Below are 18438 nucleotides of genomic sequence, written 5' to 3' on the forward strand. Positions count from 1 at the left end.
TGATGGGAGTTCCAGGTTCGCGGGCATGGGTAGGCTGCTGCCATGTCCATTTCGCCAGATGAACCACAGATTCGGACACGCCGGGTCGCGTTCGTCGTGTACGACGGGGTGACGCTGCTCGACGTCACCGGACCGCTCGAGGTCCTGCACCAGGCAGGCAGGTACGACGTGGCGTTGGTGTCTGCGCGAGCTGGAGAAGTACGGACGGCGTCGGGCGTCTCGTTGGCCGGGGCGATCACGCCCGCGGATGTCACGGCGGTGGATACCGTGATCGTGGCTGGGGCGGATCACCTGGTGGACGGCGTACCGAAGGACGTGCTGGAGGTGACCGCGACGCTGGCGCAGGACGCCGAGCGGGTCGCGTCCGTCTGCAGTGGCGCGTTCGTGCTGGCCGAGCTCGGGTTGCTGGACGGGCGGCGGGCGACCACGCACTGGCGGCATGCGGCGGCGTTGGCGCGCCGCTACCCGCGGGTGCGAATCGAGCCGGATGCCCTGCACCTCACCGACGGGCGGTACGTGACCTCGGCCGGGATCAGCGCCGGCATCGACCTCACCCTCGCGCTGGTCGAGGCGGACCACGGTCCCGACCTGGCCCGCGCGGTGGCCCGTGAGTTGGTGGTGTTCATGCAGCGCCCGGGCGGCCAGTCGCAGTTCTCGACCGCGATGGCGACCCCGCCGCCGCGGACCGATCAGCTACGGGCGATCACCGACATCGTCATCACCGACCCGGCCGCCGAGCACACCCTGCCGAACCTCGCGGCCGCGGCCGCCGTCAGCCCGCGCCACCTGACCCGGCTGTTCCAGCGCGAGTTCGGCATCACCCCGGTCCGCTGGGTCGAGCGCGTACGGCTGGATCGCGCACAGCAACTCCTGCTCGACGGCCACAGCATCACCGCGGCCGCACGCCTCAGCGGCCTGGGCAGCGACGAGACCCTCCGTCGCGCGTTCGCGCGGCACCTCGGCGTCACGCCGTCGGAGTACCTGCGCCGATTCAGAACAGGACACCTCCTGTCCGCTACCTCCGCCAGGGTTGAGGCATGACAACACACCAGATCCCCGGCGGTAAGTCGACCATCACTCCGTACGTCGTCGTGAAGGGCGCCGACAAGTTCCTGGACTTCGTGGAGCAGACGTTCGAGGTGCGGGCGTCGGGGCGGTTCCCGAACGAGGACGGGACCGTCGGGCATGCGGAGATCACCGTCGGCGAGTCGGTCCTGATGACGTTCGACGCGGCGCCCGAGTGGCCGGATACGCCCGCGTTCCTGAGCGTGTACGTCGACGACGTCGAGCGGACGTACCGGCGGGCGGTCGAGGCCGGCGCGACGGTCGTGACCGAGCTCATGTACTCCGGGATCACCGGTGACCGCGGCGGCCGGGTGAAGGATCCGACCGGCAACATCTGGTGGCTGCAGACGCACGTCGAGGACGTTGATCCGAGCAACCTTCCGGCCCTGTTCGCGGACCCGGCCGAGGCCGAGTTGATGCGGCACGCCCAGCAGACGTTCGCCGACGCGATGAAGCTCAGCTGACCAGGCGTACCGGTTGGCCGGGGCGGAGTTGGGCGCAGGCGTCCAGGTCCGCGGCGGCGACGTACGCGATGACCGGGTAGCCGCCGGTCACCGGGTGGTCGGCGAGGAAGATGACCGGGGTGCCGGACGGGGGGATCTGGATGGCGCCATGGGTCATGCCCTCGCTGGCCAGTTCGCCGCTGCGGGCACGCTCCAGCGGAGTGCCGTCGAGGCGTACGCCGACGCGGTTGCTGTTGGTGCTCACGCTGTAGACCTGTGTGCGAAGGGAATCCCACCCGGCATCGGTGAACCAGTCCCGGCGCGGGCCCGGGGTTACTCGCAGGACTACTTGACCGGCGGCGGGGTGCCGTACGGGCGCTTGATCTACTCCGGGCATCGGATGCACCGGGGAGCCGACCTGCAGTGTTTGCCCGGGCATCAAAGGCGAAGGGCCCAGACCGGACAAGAGGTCGGTGGAGCGGGAGCCCAGGACCGGAGGGACGTCGATGCCGCCGCGGACGGCCAGATAGGTGCGCAGGCCGCTGGCGGGCGGCCCGAACCGCAATACCTGCCCGGACGTCAGCAAGGTCGGAGCGTTCAGCGGTACGCCGGTGCACGGGGCGCCGGTGATCGCGACGACGAGGTCGCCGTCCGCGTGCACGGAGAGACCGCCGTACGTCACCTCCAGCGCGGCTGCGCCCTCGACGTTTCCGACCAGCCGGTTCGCCAGCGCGTACGACGCCCGGTCGCAGGCGCCCGACGCCGGGACCCCGAGGGCGGCCTGGCCGGCCCGGCCGCGGTCCTGGATTGTTGCCAACGGCCCCGTTGTCAGAACGGTCAGGCTGCTCATCCACGACCCGCGTCGACGAACCGGACCCTGCCGCCGGGGTGGAGCAGAGCGGCGGGCTCGCGTGCGGCGTCGAAGGTCCGCACCGACGTACGGCCGATCAACTGCCAGCCGCCGGGGGACTCCCGCGGATACACGCCGCTGAACTCGCCGGCCAGCCCGACAGCACCGGCCGGCACCTTCGTCCGCGGCGAGGTGCGCCGCGGGATGTTCCAGTCGGCGTCGGAGGTCAGATACCCGAAGCCGGGCGCGAAGCCGGAGAAGGCAACGGTCCACAAAACGCCGGTGTGCCGAGCGATCACCTCGGACGAAGTACAGCCCAGGAGCGAGGCGACGTTGCCGAGGTCCTCCCCGTCGTAAACGACCGGAATCTCGACCAGGTCGCCCGTGGCCCGACTGTCCCGGGCGGGCGCCAGTTCCCGCAGGCTGCGGGACAGGCCGGCGAGGTCGCCCCGGGTGGTGACGAGGATCGTTCGCGCCGCCGGGACGATGTCGACGACCTCCGGCGGCGGGTCCGCGGCGAGCGCCGCGTAGTACCCGAGCACCTGGTCGAGGTCGTCGAGCTCCAGCAGCAGCGCCCGGTCACCCGACGGAAGGATCCGCATCACCCGGTGAACGGGCGTACGTCGACGCCCGCTCCCTCCAGCGCGCTCCGCACCCGCCGGGCGATCTCCACCGCACCAGGGGTGTCGCCGTGCACGCAGATCGACGCCGCGTCCACGACCAGCGAGCCACCGTCGGCATCACGGATCGCCTGACCGCGAGCCATCGCCGTACACCGCGCCGCGATCTCGTCCGCGTCGTGCAGGACCGACCCAGGCAACCGCCGCGACACCAACGTGCCGGCAGCCGTGTACGCACGGTCCGCAAAAGCCTCGTGTACGACGCTCAGCCCGGCCTCGGCGGCGAGTCGCAGCCACTCCGACCCCGGCAGCCCCAGCACCGGAAGCGTCTTGTCGTACGACGCAACCGCCGCGACCACCGCACCCGCCTGCTCTGTGTGGTGGCCGATCGTGTTGTACAGCGCCCCGTGCGGCTTCACGTACCGGACCCGGTCGCCCGCGATCCGCGCGAACGCGTCCAGGGCGCCGAGCTGGTACACGACCTCGTCGCGCAGGACCGCCGGCTCCACGTCGATGAACCGCCGCCCGAACCCGGCCTTGTCGGCGTACCCGACGTGTGCGCCGATCGCGACGCCGCGCTCGACCGCCTCGGCGGTCACCCGGCGCATGATCGACGGGTCGCCGGCGTGGAACCCGCAGGCCACGTTCGCGCTGGTGACGACCTCGAGCAGCGCCGAGTCGTCACCCATCGACCAGGAACCGAAGCCCTCGCCCAGGTCCGCGTTGAGATCCATGCGCCCGAGCGTAGAGATTGTTGAACAATCCTGCAAGAGGCTTGTTCCACTTTTCCCGCCCACCTGGGATGATGCAGAGATGACTGAGACCGGCCGCCAGGCCTGGCTGCGGACCGTCGCGGCCGACGTCGCGCGGCTGGACCGGAGCAGCTCGGCGGAGCGTGCTGCCGACATCCTGCGCCGCAGCATCACCGAGGGCGCGCTGCCGCCCGGCGCGCAGCTGTCCGAGGTCGAGCTGACCGAGGTCCTGGAGGTCAGCCGGAACACGCTCCGCGAGGCGTTCCGGCTGCTCACCCACGAGGGCCTGCTGGTCTACAAGCTGCACCGCGGAGTCTTCGTCCCGGAGCTCGACGAGAACGACGTGACCGACCTGTACCGGCTGCGCCGGGTGCTCGAGGTCGACGTCGTCCGCGGCCTGTCCGGGCGCGACCCGGAGCTGCCCGCGAGCCGGCTGGAGCCGATGCACGACGACGTCGAGGTGGCCGAGGCGGCCGCCCGCGCGGACCGCTGGCCCGCCGTGGGTACGGCGAACATGCGCTTCCACCAGCACCTGATCGGCCTGGCCGACAGCGCGCGGATGGACGCGATGACCGGCCGGCTGCTGGCCGAACTGCGACTGCTGTTCCACGTGATCGCGGCGCCGCGCGAGCTGCACGAGCCGTACATCGAGCGGAACCGCGGCCTGCTCGAACTGCTCGAGGCCCGCAAGTACGACGAGGCCGCCGCGGACCTGCACCAGTACCTGCTCGACTCCGAGGAAGGCATCCTGGCCGCCTTCCGGGATAAGGGCTTGCAAACCCCCGCGGCAACCTGAATTGATGAGCTCACACCGTCAGTAGCAAAGGGGAGCACAGGCATGACCGACGACGACCAGACGCCGAAGTCCTACCGCCCGATCGACGCCAAGGGATTCCGGGAGTTCATCTCTCGTGGCTGGGGGCCGGTCGACCGGTCGGTGGCGGTGCCGGAGGGGCTCGCCGAGGCGGCCGCGGCGCACCGCCGGAAGCTCGCCGCCGCGTTGCCGGGCCGCCGGATCGCGCTCGGCGCGGGCCGGGCGCCGGTCCGGTCGAACGACACCGACTACCAGTTCCGCGCGGACAGTGACTTCGTCTGGCTGACCGGCTGCCAGGCCGAGGGTGCCGTGCTGGTCATCTCCGGCGACGGCGACGCGACGCTGTACCTGCGCGAGACCGCCGGGCCGGGCGAGGCCGACTTCTTCGCGAACGCCCGCGACGGTGAGCTCTGGATCGGCCCGGTGCCGGGTCTGAAGGACTGGTCGGACGCGCTGCAGATCGCCTGCCGCCCGATCGACGAACTGCCCGCGGCGGTGCGCGGCGCCGTACCGTTCATGCTGTCGGTGCCCGGGGTGGAGCCGATGCTGGACGCCCTCGTGCGTACGTCGCCCACCGACGGCAACGCGCTCCGGCAGAGCATCGCCGAGCTGCGCCGGATCAAGGACGACTGGGAGCTCGACCAGCTCCGCGAGGCGGTCGCGGCCAGCGTGCTGGCGTTCGGCGACGTCGCGAGCGAGCTGCCGGAGGCGATCCGCGGCGGCGGCGAGCGCTGGCTGCAGGGCACCTTCGACCGGCGCGCGCGGACCGCGGGCAACGGCGTCGGGTACGCCTCGATCGTTGCTGCTGGCAACCACGCGCCGGTGCTGCACTGGGTCCGCAACGACGGCCCGGTGAACGAGGGCGACGTGATCCTGCTGGACGCCGGCGTCGAGACCCGCACGCTCTACACCGCCGACGTGACCCGGACGTTCCCGGCGACCGGCGAGTACACCGCGGCGCAGCGGCAGGTACACGACCTGGTCCACAAGGCACAGCTCGCGTCGCTCGACGCGGTCAAGGTCGGGGCGCCGTACCGCGCCTTCCAGCACGAAGCGCTGCGGGTGCTGGCCGAGGGTCTGCGGGACTGGGGTCTGCTGGACGTTTCGATGGACGAGCTGCTCGGCCCGGACGGGCAGCAGCACCGCCGGTACATCGTCTGCGGCACCGGCCACTACATCGGCCTCGACGTCCACGACTGCGACGCCTCCCGCCCGGAGGCGTACTTCGCCGGCACCATCGAGGCCGGGATGGCGCTCGCGGTCGAGCCGGGCCTGTACTTCCACCCGAACGACGAGACCGTGCCGCCGGAGCTGCGCGGGATCGGGATCCGGATCGAGGACAACGTGGTGGTGCACGAGGACCGGCTGGAGATCCTCACCGAGGACCTGCCGATCAGCACCGACGGGCTGGAGCAGTGGACCCGCTCGCACCTCCGGAAGTAGTCAAGATTACCGATCACGAACAGTAACGTTCGTCGCTCCCTGCCGATGTACAAGGCGGGGAGGGCTGAACTCGGCCCGGCGCGTGGCAGTGGGGGGCCGCGATCCACGCGCCCGGCCGGGCCGGCCCCGTACGGGGGGAATCATGAACCTACGAGTGCGTGTGCTGAACTGCGGCGACCGGCACTGGTACGCCGACATCGACGACGCGGACGATCCGCAGCCGGACGACCCGTTCTGGTACGTCGACAACTGCCGGACCCAGGCGCAGGCGTTGGAGACCGCCTGCTCCGAGCTCCGGCTGCTGGCGAACCGACTGGTCCACGGCGATCAGCTGGACCGGGTGCTCGAGATCACCGGCGTCCCGATCTGACCGATCAGCCGGCCGGGGGTACGGCGGGGCAGTCGCTGCCGCGCTTCGGTACGTCGCGCCCGACCAGGTAGTCGTCGATCGCCGACTGCATGCAGGGGCTCGTGGTGTAGCTGCCATGACCCCAGCCCTCGTATGTGACGAGTACGCCGTTCTTAGCGAGCTGGTGTTCCGGGCCAGCCGGGCGAGCTGAGCGGCGTACTCACGGTAGGAACGCACCGGGAGGTTCCAGTCCCACTCCGGGTCGTAGAGCAGCTTGAACACGCGGAAGCTCAGGTTGAACGGTGTAATGGGGACGGTCGGGTGCTGCGGGTCCGGTACCTCGCCACCGTCGGCCCGGGCGAGCAGCCCGGCCCACAGCGCGTGGATGTTGCGACCGTGCAGCGCACACGTGTCCGTAGCGTCGCACCACTTCACGAATTCGCTGAACGAGTCCTGCGCCGCTTCCGCCTGCTGGTCGACGAACTTGCTGGCCGGCGCGGCGCTGTGGTCGCTGATGCCTTCCAGCACCATCGCGCGAACCCTGCCCGGGTACGTCTCGGCGTACTGTCCACCGAGCACAGTGCCGTACGAGCTGCCGTGGAACGAGATCGTGGACTCACCGAGTGCCCGGCGTACGGCCTCCAGGTCGTGCACCGTCTGCCAGGTGTCGAGATGGTCGTACACCGGACCGGTGTGTTCGCGGCAGTCCGTGGCGAGCCGGCGGTTGTAGCTGATCGTCCCGGTGAAGTCGGCCGCGCTCCGGATGATCGGCGACGGCTGCTTCGCGAGCAGTTCGGCCGAGCACTTCACCGGATTGCTGCGGCCGACGCCGCGCGGGTCGAAGCTCACGATGTCGAAGCGGTCCTGCAGTTCGGAGCTGAACCGCGACATGCCGGTCCTGATCCGGTCGACCCCGGAATCACCGGGCCCGCCCGGCCCGAACACGAGCACCCCGACACGCTCGCTCGGCACCGCTGCCTTCCTTCGGGCCAATGCCAGGCCGAAGGTCGGTCCGCTCGGGTTCCGCCAGTCGACGGGTACCTGCAAGGTCGCGCATTGCGATCCCTTCACCTCGGCGGGATCGTCCTTGCCTTCGGGTTTGCAGTCGGATGAATTTCATGCGAACGATCGTTCGGCAATCGCTTGCTGACGGCATCCGGGATCGACCCCGCGGGCACCCCGAACACGTCTTGGGGGGCTTGTTAGGGTCGGCGGTGATGAATACCAGACACGCACAGTGGTTCCGGACGGTGGCGATCGCCGAGGCGATCTCGTGGACCGGATTGCTGATCGGGATGCTGTTCAAGTACGTGCTGTCCGACAACGAGGCCGGGGTGAAGATCTTCGGGCCGATCCACGGTGGGATCTTCGTCGCGTACGTCGTCACCGTGCTCGCCGTGCGTGGTCCGCTGCGCTGGTCGTGGCCGGTCACGCTGGCTGCGCTGGCAGCGTCCGTTCCGCCGTTGTTCACCTGGTTCTTCGAGATCTGGGCGGTCCGCACCGGCCGGATTGACGGCGCCCGGCAGACCGCCGTACCGTCCACAGCGTCAGTCAATTCAACAGCCGCATGAACCCGTGCGGGAGAGACCCGGCCACGAACCGGGCGCCGTAGGAGCAACTCTCCCCAAGAATCTCTCAGGCACCTTCACCGCGCGGGCGAGGCACCTCTGGAAGACATCCGTCTGACAGAGCGGGGAGGACACCAAACGGTCAACGGCGACCGGAAGGAACCTCCGCACGATGGCGATCAGTGTCTTCGACCTGTTCAGTATCGGGATCGGCCCGTCGAGCTCCCACACCGTGGGCCCGATGCGTGCCGCCCGCACCTTCGCACTCGGTCTCGCCGACGACGGCCTGCTGGCCGCGACGGCCACCGTCGAGTCCCAGCTGTTCGGGTCGCTCGGGGCCACCGGCCACGGGCACGGCAGCAACAAGGCGGTCATCCTCGGGCTCGAGGGCGAGGACCCCGAGACGATCGTGACGCACTCTGTCGACGCCCGGGTCGAGACGATCCGCGAGCGCGGCCGGCTGCTGCTCGCGGGCGTCCGGGAGATCGCGTTCGACGAGCACCGCGACCTGGTGATGCACCGTCGCAAGGCGCTCCCGTACCACCCGAACGGGATGATCTTCGTCGCCCGCGACGACCAGGGCGACGTACTGCGGGAACGGACGTACTACTCGGTCGGCGGCGGCTTCGTGGTCGACGAGAACGCCGCCGCGGGCGACCGGATCGTGCCGGACACCACCCCGCTGAAGTACCCGTTCAGCACCGGCGCCGAACTGCTCGACCGGTGCCGCGAGTCGCAGCTGTCGATCAGCGAGGTGATGCTGGCGAACGAGCTGGCCTGGCGGACCGACGACGAGATCCGCGACGGCCTGCTGCGGATCTGGCAGGTGATGCAGGACTGCGTCCGCGAGGGCTGCGAGACCGAAGGCATCCTGCCCGGCGGCCTGAAGGTCCCGCGCCGTGCACACGCGCTGCACAAGAAGCTCAGCCAGGACCCGTGGTCGGTCGACCCGCTCAAGGTGATGGACTGGGTGAACCTGTTCGCGCTCGCGGTCAACGAGCAGAACGCGTCCGGCGGCCGGATCGTCACCGCGCCGACGAACGGTGCCGCGGGCATCATTCCGGCGGTCCTGCACTACTACCGGCGGTTCGTGCCCGGCGCGACCGACGACGGCGCGGTCCGGTTCCTGCTCACGGCCGGCGCGATCGGCGTGCTGTACAAGGAGAACGCGTCGATCTCCGGCGCCGAGGTCGGCTGCCAGGGCGAGGTCGGTTCCGCCTGCTCGATGGCCGCCGCCGGTCTCTGCGAGGTGCTCGGCGGTACGCCGCAACAGGTCGAGAACGCCGCCGAGATCGCGATGGAGCACAACCTCGGCCTGACCTGCGACCCGGTCGGCGGCCTCGTCCAGATCCCGTGCATCGAGCGGAACGCGATGGCGTCGGTGAAGGCGATCAACGCGGCCCGGATGGCGATGCACGGCGACGGCGTGCACGTGGTCACGCTCGACAAGGTCATCAAGACGATGCGCGAGACCGGCCGCGACATGAAGGTCAAGTACAAGGAAACCTCCCGCGGCGGCCTCGCGGTCAACGTCATCGAGTGCTGATCACTGCGTTCCGGACGGCTTCGTGCGCTGTGGTTGCCGGCCGGCCGATGAGCTTGACCAGGTCGTCGCTGGCCGTGAACAACTCACCGCGAGCCAGGCCGGCATCCGCGTCCGCGACCGCGGCGGCCATCTCCGTGGGCAGTCCCGCGGCGGTCAGGGTGCCGGTGTAGTCGGCGACCGACATGTCCCGGTACGTGACCTCCGTGCCGAGGACGTCGCTGATCGTGGCCGCGAGTTCGGTCAGCGTGAACGGCGTCCCGCCGAGCTCGTAGGTCGCTCCGAGGTGCCCGGGCTGCGTCAGTACCGTGGCGGCCGCGGCCGCGAGGTCCCGCCGGGCGGCCGCGCTGACCAGCCCGTCTTGGGCGCTGCCCAGCAACGCGTGGTACTGGGTGATCATCGGGAGCTGGTCGGTGTAGTTCTCCAGGTACCACCCGTTGCGCAGGATGACGAACGCCGATCCGCTGTCACGCAGGTAGTCCTCGGTACGGCGGTGTTCGTCCGCGAGCGCCATCTGTGCCGTCGAGGCATTGACGAGGCTGGTGTACACGATCTGGGAGACACCTGCTCGGACCGCCGCGTCGATGGCTTTCCGGGCGTTGTCGAATCGCTCTCCGACCGTCGTCGTCGAGACCAGCAGAACCGAGTCGGCGCCCGCGAAAGCGTCGTCCAGCGTGGCCGGGTCGGCGAAGTCCGCGCGCCGTACGGTAACGCCTCGTGCCGCGAGGTCGGTGAGTTTGCCGAGGTCCCGGCCGGTGGCCACGATCTCGGCCGGGGGAGTTCCGGTAGCGAGGAGTTCATCGGCGACGAGCCGGCCGAGGTGACCTGATGCTCCGGTAATGACAGTGGACATGAGCTGTTCCTTCGATGGGGTTGTGAAGTGGATGAACTGCGGCTCGCCGGCGGCTGATCAGCTCCAGCCGCCGTCGGCCTCGATGGTGGCGCCGGTGATGTGAGCGGCTTCCGGGGAGAGCAGGAACGCGACCACGGCGGCGATGTCGTCCGGCTGGGCGAACCGGCCGAGTGCGCTCATCGAGCGGACGAGCGCTTCGAACGGCACGTCGGCGAGTGCGGGGTGGGTGTAGTCGGCGCCGTAGCTCATCGCCATACGGGTGGCGGTGGCGCCGGGGGAGATCGCGTTGATGGCGATGTTCCGCTCGGCCAACTCGGGTGCCAGGTTGCGCACCATGGCCGGAATGGCGGCCTTGCTCGCTGCGTACAGGGCGTGGTGGTAGACCGACAGGCGCACACTGACCGAGGCGCTGAGCACGATCCGGCCGCCGTCGGTCATCGCGGCGACCGCCGCCTGGGTGACGAACAGTTGTCCGGCGACGTTGGTCTGAAAGAGACGGTCGAAGTCGGCCTGGGTGATGGTTTCGAGGGCGCCGAAATGCTCTACCCCGGCGTTGCTGACCAACAGGTCCAGGCCGCCGAACCCGGCCACCACCGCGTCGACCAGCTCGTGGGCCTGCGCCGCCTCGGTGAGGTCGGCCTGGAATGCCGCCGCCGTACACCCGTTGTCCTTGAGTTCTCCGACGAGCGCGTCGGCGGCGGCCTTGCCGGACCGGTAGTTGACCGCGACCTCGGCTCCCTGAGCTGCGAGGCGCCTGACGATCGCGGCGCCGATCCCGCTGCTGCCTCCGGTGACCAGGACCCGCTTGCCCGTCAGGCTTGATGTCGATGTCATGGCGCACCCATGTTCTCTGTAGCGAATTAGTCAGAAATCTTTACTACTTGATCGACTGTAGCACTGCGAACAACAGCCCGGTGGTTCGGGCGGTAGGGTGTGAATCTTGTGGGATCCGGTGGCGATGGAGTCGAGAGCGGTATGGACGACGAGCAGCAGGTTGACCTGGGCGTGTCGCTGTTCATCTCGTACCGGTACACCGAGGAGCGGATCTTCCGCGCCGTCCAGGAGGCCGGGTTCGACGACTGGACCCTCGTTCAATGCCGGGTGTTTCAACGCGTCGCTCCGGGTGGTTCGCGTCTGACGGAACTGGCTGACCAGGCACAGATGACCAAGCAGAGCGCCGGCGTCCTGGTCGATCAGCTGGAGCGGCTGGGGTACGTCCGCCGAGTTCCCGACCCCACGGACGGCCGCGCCAGGTTGATCGTGATCGAAGAACGTGGCCGGCGGGCCGTCGAGGTGGCCGCGGCGACACTCGACGAGATCTACGCGGAGTGGAAGGCCTACCTCGGCACCCGGAACTTCGCGTTGCTGCAGCAGATCCTTGGTCAACTCCGCGAGATTACCGACCCCTACGCGCGCTGAACCGGGCGGACCCGTCGATTGGTCAGCAATTCTGACGATGTCGCCGAGGGTTGTCGTCGTGGGATCAGCAGTACCAGGCTGTGGCGGAGGTCGCGCGGAATACTGAGGTGCATGGGTGAGCTCGGGAGAACGCTGCACGCCTGGCGGGACCGGGTGACGCCGGCTGACGTCGGGTTGCCGGCCGGTGGGAAGCGACGGGCGCCCGGGCTCCGGCGTGAGGAGCTGGCGCTGCTTGCGGGGCTTTCGGTCGACTACATCGTGCGGCTGGAGCAGGGGCGCTCGGACTCGCCGTCGGCGCAGGTGCTGACCGCGCTGGCCCGGGCGCTCCGGCTGACCGATGCCGAGCGCAACCACCTGTTCGTGCTGGCGGGCGAGGTGGAGCCGTCGCCCGGGCGGATCTCGACGTACATCCCGCCCGGGGTGCAGCGGATCGTGGACCAGCTGGACGGTGCGCCGCTGTGCGTGTGCGACGCGGCCTGGACGATCATCAGCTGGAACCCGATGTTCGCCGCGCTCGCCGGCGACCCGTCGCCGTTGCGCGGCCGGCAGCGCAACATCGTCTACCGGCATTTCCTGTCCGCGGGCGACCGGTTCGAGCAGACGCCGGAGCAGCGCCGCGACTTCCGGGTCGCGATGGTCACGGACCTGCGCGCGTCGCTGGCCCGGTACCCGAACGACACGGACCTGCGGGCGTTGATCGAGGAGTTGCGGGCCGCGCCGGAGTTCGTGGAGATCTGGGACCAGCCGGTCGTCGGGTTCCACCGGTCCGAGCGGAAGACCGTCCACCATCCGGACGCCGGCACGTTCGCGATCGACTGCGACGTACTCGCCGTCCCGGGCAGCGATCTGCGGATGGTTGTCTACACCGCGGCGCCGAACAGCGAGGCGGCCGGCAAGCTCCGGTTGTTGTCGGTGATCGGCCTGCAGGAGCTGACGCGCTGACGCACCGCATTGCTACGGACGCGTAACCAGTACGGAATTCCCGGAAGGTCTCGCTTTGGCGTGGAATTTCTTCCAAGGGCTGTTTGAAACGACTGGTCAGCCGATACCCTGCGGGACTTGTGAACGCGATGCCTGCCACGGCGACCCGCCGCCTGCCCTGGCAGCACCCGCGGCGTCGTCAGATCGCCGCCGGCTTCGGCATCCTGCTGCTCGCCTACGCCGTCCTGTTCGTCATCGCGCTGCTCGGTGGCCCGCGGATCGGTGCGTCGTTCCTGCCGCTCCCCGGCGGCGGCCCGGACCCGGCCGCGCCGGTCGCCGGCCTGCAGCCCGGTCAGCCGACCCAGAACGTCGCGGTCCCGCATCAGACCACGTCGAGCCCGACGACCACCCCGGCGGCGACGCCCACCGCCGTACCGACACCGTTGCTCACCGCAACCGATCCGCCGGAGATCGTCCGGTCGGCCGGCAGTACGTTCACGCCGTACCCGACCCGGCCGGGGGAGACGCCGACGCCGGAGATCGTCGAGTCCACCGGGCCGACGCACCCGCCGGTCACCGAGCGCCCGCCGACGGCCCCGACCACGACCGACCCGACGACCGACCCGACGACGGCGCGGCCGACCGTCCCGCCGACCACCGATCCGACGACGTCGCCGACGGCCCGCCCGACCACACCCACCACCTCACCGACCACCCCGGACGACCCCGGCAAGCCGGGCAGCATCGGCGGTTTCCTCGGCAAGCTACTGCACAAACTCGGACTCTAGCGCATGTACGTGTACTAGGGTTGGTACATGTCCATGAAGCGCACGAACGTGTACGCCGATCCGGAGGATCTGGCGTTGATCAAGGACGCTTCCCGGCGGCGCGGGATTCCGGAGGCCGAGATCATTCGCGAAGGTATCCACCTGGCCGCGATGGCGAATCGGGTATGGGACGAGCCGCTCGACTGGCCGACGTTCGACGGCAGCGGTGATCCGGTGACCAAGGACGAGATCCGCGACGAGGTCGGCCGGCGCGCCGACCGGTGATCCTGGTTGCCGACACCTCCGGGATCATCGCGGCCTTCGACCGCAACGCCCCGGAGGGACCCGTTTGCCGGAAGCTCCTGCAGGACGCGGGAACGGTCGTCCTGTCGCCGCTCGTCCTGGCGGAGGTCGACCAGCTCGCTCGCGCGCGGCTCGGTGGGGTCGCACGCTCGCAGATACTCGAGCTGCTGACCGCGCAAGTGCAACGCATGCGCTTCCAGGTGCCCGACATCGGAGCCGAGACACTGGCGACTGCGCTTGCCGTGATCGCCCGATACGCCGATCTGGACCTCGATCTCGCCGACGCGGTCACCGTCGCGTTGGCCGCCGACTACCGCACCGACTCCGTTCTGACGCTGGACCGGCGCGATTTCCGCGCCGTCCGTCCACTGACACCACACCAGGCATTCCGGTTGTTGCCTGACGATCTCTAGTACGCCTCGACCTCGGTCATGGTGGTGTTGCCGGTGGGTTGGGGCTGGAGGTTGAGTTGCCAGCCCTGGTCGGGGGTGAAGGTTTGCTCGAACTTCTTGAACAAGCAGTCGGCGCGGAACTTGCGGGTCTTCGGGTCCCAGTCGGACCCGCTTTTGAAGTACAGGTGGTAGGTGCCGCCGATCCTGTTCACGGTGACGGTTTTGCCGGTCCGGAGGTAGACCATGAGCTGCGGGCTGCCGGGTGGCCGGCCGTCGTTGACGATTGAGATCGCGACGTCCTTCGCCGTACCGTTGGTGATCATCAGCCGGCCCGACCCGGCGGCGCCCTGGCGGACCAGGACGTCGCCGCTCGGCGGTCGCTCGTCCTTCGGTGCCGGGCCAGGATCTGGCAGCGTGGTGCCGAACGTCAGCTTCAGGCCCTTCAGCTGGGTGAGCGCCGTACTCAGGTCGGTGCGCAACTGCCGCTGCACCTTTTGTGAGGTGTACGCGGCCCCGCCGCAGCGCGCGTCCTCCTCGGTCTGGTCCAGGGCGCTGGTCAGCCGGCTTGCCGCGACGCCGATCCGCGCCTGCAGCAGCTCGTGTACGGCGCTCAACCGGGACGTCACGGTCAGCGCCGCCAGCCGGATCGCGACCGTGTTCAGCGACTGCGCCAGCGTGGTGATCGCCTCGCCCAGCCCCTCCGCGGTCCGTACCCGGGTCAGCATCCGCGCCGAGCCGCCCAGCACCTGGTCGATCCGGGTCAGCTCCGCCTGGTACGCCGACGTACCCAGCGGCCCGGCCACCGGCACGCTCGGCACCGGCGCGGAACTGTTCGACGGCGACACCACCGGATCCGGCCGCTCCGGATCCGCACCACAGCCCGTCACCAGGCTCATCCACACACAGACGAACAGCGCGCCCCAGCGCCTCATCCCCACCCCCAGGTCCCCACCCGCGAAGTATCAGCCTAAGCCATCATTCCCGGACCGCCGGACGGACGAACGGGAACGCGAGCGTGCTGCGGATGTTCTGGCCGGTCAGCATCATCATCACCCGGTCGACGCCGATGCCGAGACCGCCGGTCGGTGGCATCGCGTACTCGAGCGCGGACAGGAAGTCCTCGTCCAGCGACATCGCCTCGGGGTCGCCGGCGGCGGCCTTCAGGGACTGCTCGGTGAGCCGGCGGCGCTGCTCGACCGGGTCGACCAGCTCGGAGTACGCCGTACCGATCTCGGCGCCGAACGCGACCAGGTCCCAGCGCTCGGCGAGCCGTGGTTCGGAGCGGTGGTTCCGGGTGAGCGGAGAGGTCTCCAGCGGGAAATCCGTGTAGAACGTCGGCAGCATCGTGTTCGGCTCGACCAGCTCGTCGTACAGCTCCAGCACCAGCTCGCCCGCGGTCATGTCGAACGTCGTGTGTACGCCGTGCTCCGCGCACAGCCCGCGGAGCCGCTCGACCGGAGTGTCGACATCCACGCACACCCCGGCGGCCTGGCCGACCGCGTCGTGCACGGTCACCACCGGCCACTCCCCGGAGATGTCGATCTCCTCGCCGTCGCGCCGTACGACGGGTTTGCCGTACACCGCGGTCGCCGCCTCGATCAGCAGCTCGCGGGTCAGCTCCCGCATCACCACGTAGTCGGCGTACGGCTGGTAGGCCTCGACGGAGGTGAACTCCGGGTTGTGGGTCGCGTCCGCGCCCTCGTTGCGGAAGTTCCGGTTCAGCTCGAAGATCTTGCCCATCCCGCCGACGCTCAGCCGCTTCAGGAACAGCTCCGGCGCGATCCGCAGGAACAGGTCGGTGTCGTAGGCGTTGATGTGCGTGACGAACGGCCGGGCGTTCGCGCCGCCGTGCACCGCCTGCAGCATCGGTGTCTCCACCTCGACGAAGCCGCGGTTCTCGAAACCGTTGCGCAGGGCCCGTACCGCGGCGCTGCGCTGCTGCATCATCCGCAGCGAGTCCGGGTTCATCACCAGGTCGATGTGCCGTTGCCGGACCCGCGCCTCGGGGTCGGTGAAGCCCTTCCGCTTGTCCGGCAACGGGTGCAGGCACTTCGCGGCCATCGTCCAGCCGGTGGCCTCGATCGACAGCTCGCCGCGCCGGGTGGTGACGATCTCGCCGGTCACGCTGACGTGGTCGCCGATGTCGACCAGCCGCCGCCACTGGTCGAGCGGTACGGCGCCGCAGGACTCGGTGGTGAGCATCACCTGCAGCTGCGTCAACCCGTCCTGCAGCTGGGCGAACGACAGACCGCCGTGGTCGCGCATCCGCATCACCCGGCCGGTCAGCGACACGACGTGGCCGGTGTGACGGTCCGGCGGCAGGTTCGGGTACAGCTCGCGGACGCGTTCCAGGGTTTCGGTCCGCGGCACACTGACCGGGTACGGATCGATGCCCGCGGCAACGAGTTCGGCGAGCTTGGTTCGCCGGATCTGCTCCTGCTCGGTGAGCTTCCGGGCCGGCAGCACGGGCCGCAGCAGCTCGTCCTCCTGCTCACGGACCGCGGCGGCGAACGCACGGCCGTCCGTGGCCATGACCGCGTGCCGTTCGCCCGCCACGACGCTGTCGACCCGGGTCCACGGGCGTGGCGCGGGCAGGAAGCCTTCCGCCGTACCGGCCGCGAGGACGACCTGCGCGAGCGAAGCACCGCGCGAGTAGCACATCAGCCGCGGCGACCAGCGGGGCAGGTACTTCTCGTTCGACTGGTACAGACTCTCCAGCTGCCAGAACCGGGACGCCGCGGTCAGCAACGCGTTCGTGGCCCGCAGCACCGGACCGGCACCGACCCGCTCGGCGTCGCTGAAGATCTCCCGGAACATTGCGAAGTTCAGCGAGATCCGGTGGATGCCGAGGTCGCTGCTCGCGTCGATCAGTGACGTGACCATGAACTCCATCAGGCCGTTCGCCGACTCCGGGTCACGGCGCATCAGGTCCAGCGAGACACCGCGCACACCCCACGGCACGAACGACAGCAGCCCGCGGACGACGCCCTCGGCGTCCCGCGCTATCACCATCACGCAGCGGGCATCGGCCGGGTCGCCGAGCCGGCCGAGCGCCATCGAGAACCCGCGCTCGGTCCGTGCCCCGCGCCACTTCTCAGTGAGATGGACGTACTCCGCCAGCGCTTCGGGGGACAGGTCGCCGTGCCGGACGACCTCGCCGTGGTACCCGGCCCGCTGGACCCGGGTCACCGCCTGCCGGACCGGGCGCATCGTCCGGCCCTCGAGGGAGAAGTCGGCGACGTCGATGATCGCCTCGTCGCCCATCGACAGCGCGCGCAGGCCGGCGTCGACGTACGCCTGCGCCGCCTCCTCGCTGGCCGACAGCACCGCGGGCGACCAGCCGTACCGCCGGGCTTCGGCGATCCAGCGCTGGATCGCGGCCGGCCAGGCGACCGGGTCGCCGAGCGGGTCGCCACTGGCCAGGCTGACGCCGTTCACCACCCGGTACGCGATCGCGGCGTCGTTGCCGGGCGCGAACACGACCGCCTTGTCTCGGCGGGTCGCGAAGTACCCGAGGGAGTCCCGCTCGCCGTGCAGCAGGAGCAGGCGGCGTACTTCGAGCTCCTCGGGCTGGGTCAGGTACCGGACGCGTTGCACGGAGCGGAGGAAGATCCAGAACGCGAGCACCAGCGAGGCCGCGGAGATCGCCCCGACGGTGAGGCCGATCCAGCCGTGGCCCTCGTGCCCGCCCATCTTGTTGCGGGACTGACCGAGGGCGGCGATGACCGCCCAGCCGATCTTCTGCCGTTGCCCGCTGAGCGTCCGCGGGAAGAGCTGGGTGAGCGTGATGCTGACCGCGATCGAGATCAGCATGCCGAACACGAGGGCACCGATCGCGAGCCGCCGGCTGCCGGGCGCGAGCCGGGCCGGGAACGCGCCGCGGATCGTCCACAGCAGTACGACGATGCCGGCCACCACGACCGCCTGCACGATGCCCCACTCGAGGTCCTGCACACTGGCCGGACCGAAGTCGCGGAGCAGCTCCGCGTCCGTCGGGTTCGCCAGCCGAACGCTGGTGAAAGCGATCCCGGCCACCTGGGCGAGGAGCCACAGCGCCTCGAAGACCCACAGCACCCAGAGCAGGGCGGCCCGCTTGCCGCGCAGCAGGGCGCTGCCGACGACCGCGAGGTAGACGGCGGAGAAAATCGTGTGCCCGGCCGGGATCCCGACGAAGTCGAAGGCGATGTCGACATGCTTGACCAGTCGCGGAGCCCCGAACCGCAACGGGATCGCAACAAACGACCAGACCGAGGCCAGCACGACGATGCGGCCTACCCAGACCGCTGCCCGGTGTTTCCAGACCGGCACTACTGCAACTTGTTCCGACCGCACCAGC

General features: G+C 69.8%; 18 protein-coding genes, 2 pseudogenes and 1 riboswitch. Of the genes and pseudogenes, 11 read left to right on the forward strand and 9 right to left on the reverse strand.

What is annotated here, in order from left to right:
• Positions 1–42 precede the first annotated feature (42 nt).
• Together ACFV9C_RS18055 and ACFV9C_RS18060 are read left to right on the forward strand one after the other, a co-directional pair.
• Positions 43–1041, forward strand: a complete 999-nt coding sequence (locus ACFV9C_RS18055) for a GlxA family transcriptional regulator (RefSeq protein WP_380194930.1) — start codon at positions 43–45, stop codon at positions 1039–1041.
• Positions 1038–1529 (forward strand): VOC family protein, encoded by a 492-nt coding sequence (locus ACFV9C_RS18060; protein WP_380194932.1) that lies wholly within the window; start codon positions 1038–1040, stop codon positions 1527–1529. Before ACFV9C_RS18055 ends, ACFV9C_RS18060 begins: the two co-directional genes overlap by 4 nt.
• Here the strand turns inward: ACFV9C_RS18060 and ACFV9C_RS18065 are convergent.
• From ACFV9C_RS18065 to ACFV9C_RS18075, 3 genes are read right to left on the reverse strand one after another with little or no spacing between them, the layout of a single operon-like run.
• A complete protein-coding gene (locus ACFV9C_RS18065; RefSeq protein WP_380194934.1) occupies positions 1522–2358 on the reverse strand; it encodes a biotin-dependent carboxyltransferase family protein in 837 nt (278 codons plus the stop codon). The two genes, ACFV9C_RS18060 and ACFV9C_RS18065, sit on opposite strands and share 8 nt — an antisense overlap.
• The gene (locus tag ACFV9C_RS18070) at positions 2355–2960 is read right to left on the reverse strand and encodes an allophanate hydrolase subunit 1 (protein ID WP_380195505.1); all 606 of its coding nucleotides are present in this window, start codon (positions 2958–2960) and stop codon (positions 2355–2357) included. Before ACFV9C_RS18070 ends, ACFV9C_RS18065 begins: the two co-directional genes overlap by 4 nt.
• Complete coding sequence (locus ACFV9C_RS18075) at positions 2960–3712, reverse strand: LamB/YcsF family protein (protein ID WP_380194935.1); 753 nt, start codon at positions 3710–3712, stop codon at positions 2960–2962. The genes ACFV9C_RS18070 and ACFV9C_RS18075 overlap by 1 nt, the downstream gene beginning before the upstream one ends.
• Positions 3713–3791: 79 nt before the next feature.
• Between ACFV9C_RS18075 and ACFV9C_RS18080 the strand changes: the two genes are divergently transcribed.
• Together ACFV9C_RS18080 and ACFV9C_RS18085 are read left to right on the forward strand one after the other, a co-directional pair.
• A complete protein-coding gene (locus tag ACFV9C_RS18080; protein ID WP_380194937.1) occupies positions 3792–4526 on the forward strand; it encodes a GntR family transcriptional regulator in 735 nt (244 codons plus the stop codon).
• A 42-nt stretch (positions 4527–4568) separates the two neighbouring features.
• Positions 4569–5987, forward strand: a complete 1419-nt coding sequence (locus ACFV9C_RS18085) for an aminopeptidase P family protein (protein ID WP_380194939.1) — start codon at positions 4569–4571, stop codon at positions 5985–5987.
• Positions 5988–6361: 374 nt separating this feature from the next.
• On the opposite strand, the pseudogene ACFV9C_RS18090 reads toward ACFV9C_RS18085, so the two are convergent.
• Positions 6362–6460: pseudogene (locus ACFV9C_RS18090) on the reverse strand (hypothetical protein); the annotation flags it as partial.
• Positions 6461–6642: 182 nt separating this feature from the next.
• Positions 6643–7227 (reverse strand): annotated as a pseudogene (locus tag ACFV9C_RS18095) (alpha/beta fold hydrolase); the annotation flags it as partial.
• Between the two features lie 326 nt (positions 7228–7553).
• On the opposite strand from ACFV9C_RS18095, the gene ACFV9C_RS18100 reads away from it, so the two are divergent.
• Positions 7554–7907, forward strand: coding sequence for a DUF3817 domain-containing protein (locus ACFV9C_RS18100; RefSeq protein WP_380194941.1), 354 nt, complete (start codon positions 7554–7556; stop codon positions 7905–7907).
• Positions 7905–7997: riboswitch (glycine riboswitch) on the forward strand. It overlaps the preceding gene by 3 nt.
• Before the next feature lie 79 nt (positions 7998–8076).
• The gene (locus ACFV9C_RS18105) at positions 8077–9450 is read left to right on the forward strand and encodes an L-serine ammonia-lyase (protein ID WP_380194942.1); all 1374 of its coding nucleotides are present in this window, start codon (positions 8077–8079) and stop codon (positions 9448–9450) included.
• Here ACFV9C_RS18105 and ACFV9C_RS18110 read toward each other — a convergent pair.
• Positions 9437–10300 carry an SDR family oxidoreductase gene (locus ACFV9C_RS18110; protein WP_380194944.1) on the reverse strand — a complete coding sequence of 288 codons (864 nt, stop codon included), beginning with the start codon at positions 10298–10300 and terminating at the stop codon, positions 9437–9439. The two genes, ACFV9C_RS18105 and ACFV9C_RS18110, sit on opposite strands and share 14 nt — an antisense overlap.
• 57 nt (positions 10301–10357) lie before the next feature.
• Positions 10358–11134 (reverse strand): SDR family NAD(P)-dependent oxidoreductase, encoded by a 777-nt coding sequence (locus ACFV9C_RS18115; protein WP_380194945.1) that lies wholly within the window; start codon positions 11132–11134, stop codon positions 10358–10360.
• 141 nt (positions 11135–11275) lie between these two features.
• On the opposite strand from ACFV9C_RS18115, the gene ACFV9C_RS18120 reads away from it, so the two are divergent.
• From ACFV9C_RS18120 to ACFV9C_RS18140, 5 genes are all read left to right on the forward strand, one after another.
• On the forward strand, positions 11276–11719 hold the full coding sequence (locus ACFV9C_RS18120; protein WP_380194946.1) for a MarR family winged helix-turn-helix transcriptional regulator: 444 nt from the start codon (positions 11276–11278) through the stop codon (positions 11717–11719).
• Between the two features lie 111 nt (positions 11720–11830).
• A complete protein-coding gene (locus tag ACFV9C_RS18125) occupies positions 11831–12661 on the forward strand; it encodes a helix-turn-helix transcriptional regulator (protein WP_380194947.1) in 831 nt (276 codons plus the stop codon).
• A gap of 119 nt (positions 12662–12780) precedes the next feature.
• Positions 12781–13428, forward strand: coding sequence for a hypothetical protein (locus tag ACFV9C_RS18130; RefSeq protein ID WP_380194948.1), 648 nt, complete (start codon positions 12781–12783; stop codon positions 13426–13428).
• A 27-nt stretch (positions 13429–13455) separates the two neighbouring features.
• On the forward strand, positions 13456–13692 hold the full coding sequence (locus ACFV9C_RS18135) for a ribbon-helix-helix domain-containing protein (protein ID WP_380194950.1): 237 nt from the start codon (positions 13456–13458) through the stop codon (positions 13690–13692).
• Positions 13689–14123 (forward strand): PIN domain-containing protein, encoded by a 435-nt coding sequence (locus ACFV9C_RS18140; RefSeq protein ID WP_380194952.1) that lies wholly within the window; start codon positions 13689–13691, stop codon positions 14121–14123. The genes ACFV9C_RS18135 and ACFV9C_RS18140 overlap by 4 nt, the downstream gene beginning before the upstream one ends.
• Here the strand turns inward: ACFV9C_RS18140 and ACFV9C_RS18145 are convergent.
• A complete protein-coding gene (locus ACFV9C_RS18145; protein ID WP_380194954.1) occupies positions 14120–15034 on the reverse strand; it encodes a hypothetical protein in 915 nt (304 codons plus the stop codon). The genes ACFV9C_RS18140 and ACFV9C_RS18145 overlap by 4 nt on opposite strands.
• 43 nt (positions 15035–15077) lie before the next feature.
• The gene (lysX, locus tag ACFV9C_RS18150) at positions 15078–18434 is read right to left on the reverse strand and encodes a bifunctional lysylphosphatidylglycerol synthetase/lysine--tRNA ligase LysX (RefSeq protein ID WP_380194956.1); all 3357 of its coding nucleotides are present in this window, start codon (positions 18432–18434) and stop codon (positions 15078–15080) included.
• Positions 18435–18438: the final 4 nt, after the last annotated feature.

Source organism: Kribbella sp. NPDC059898, assembly GCF_042730855.1.
In the GTDB taxonomy this organism is placed as follows: Bacteria; Actinomycetota; Actinomycetes; order Propionibacteriales; family Kribbellaceae; genus Kribbella.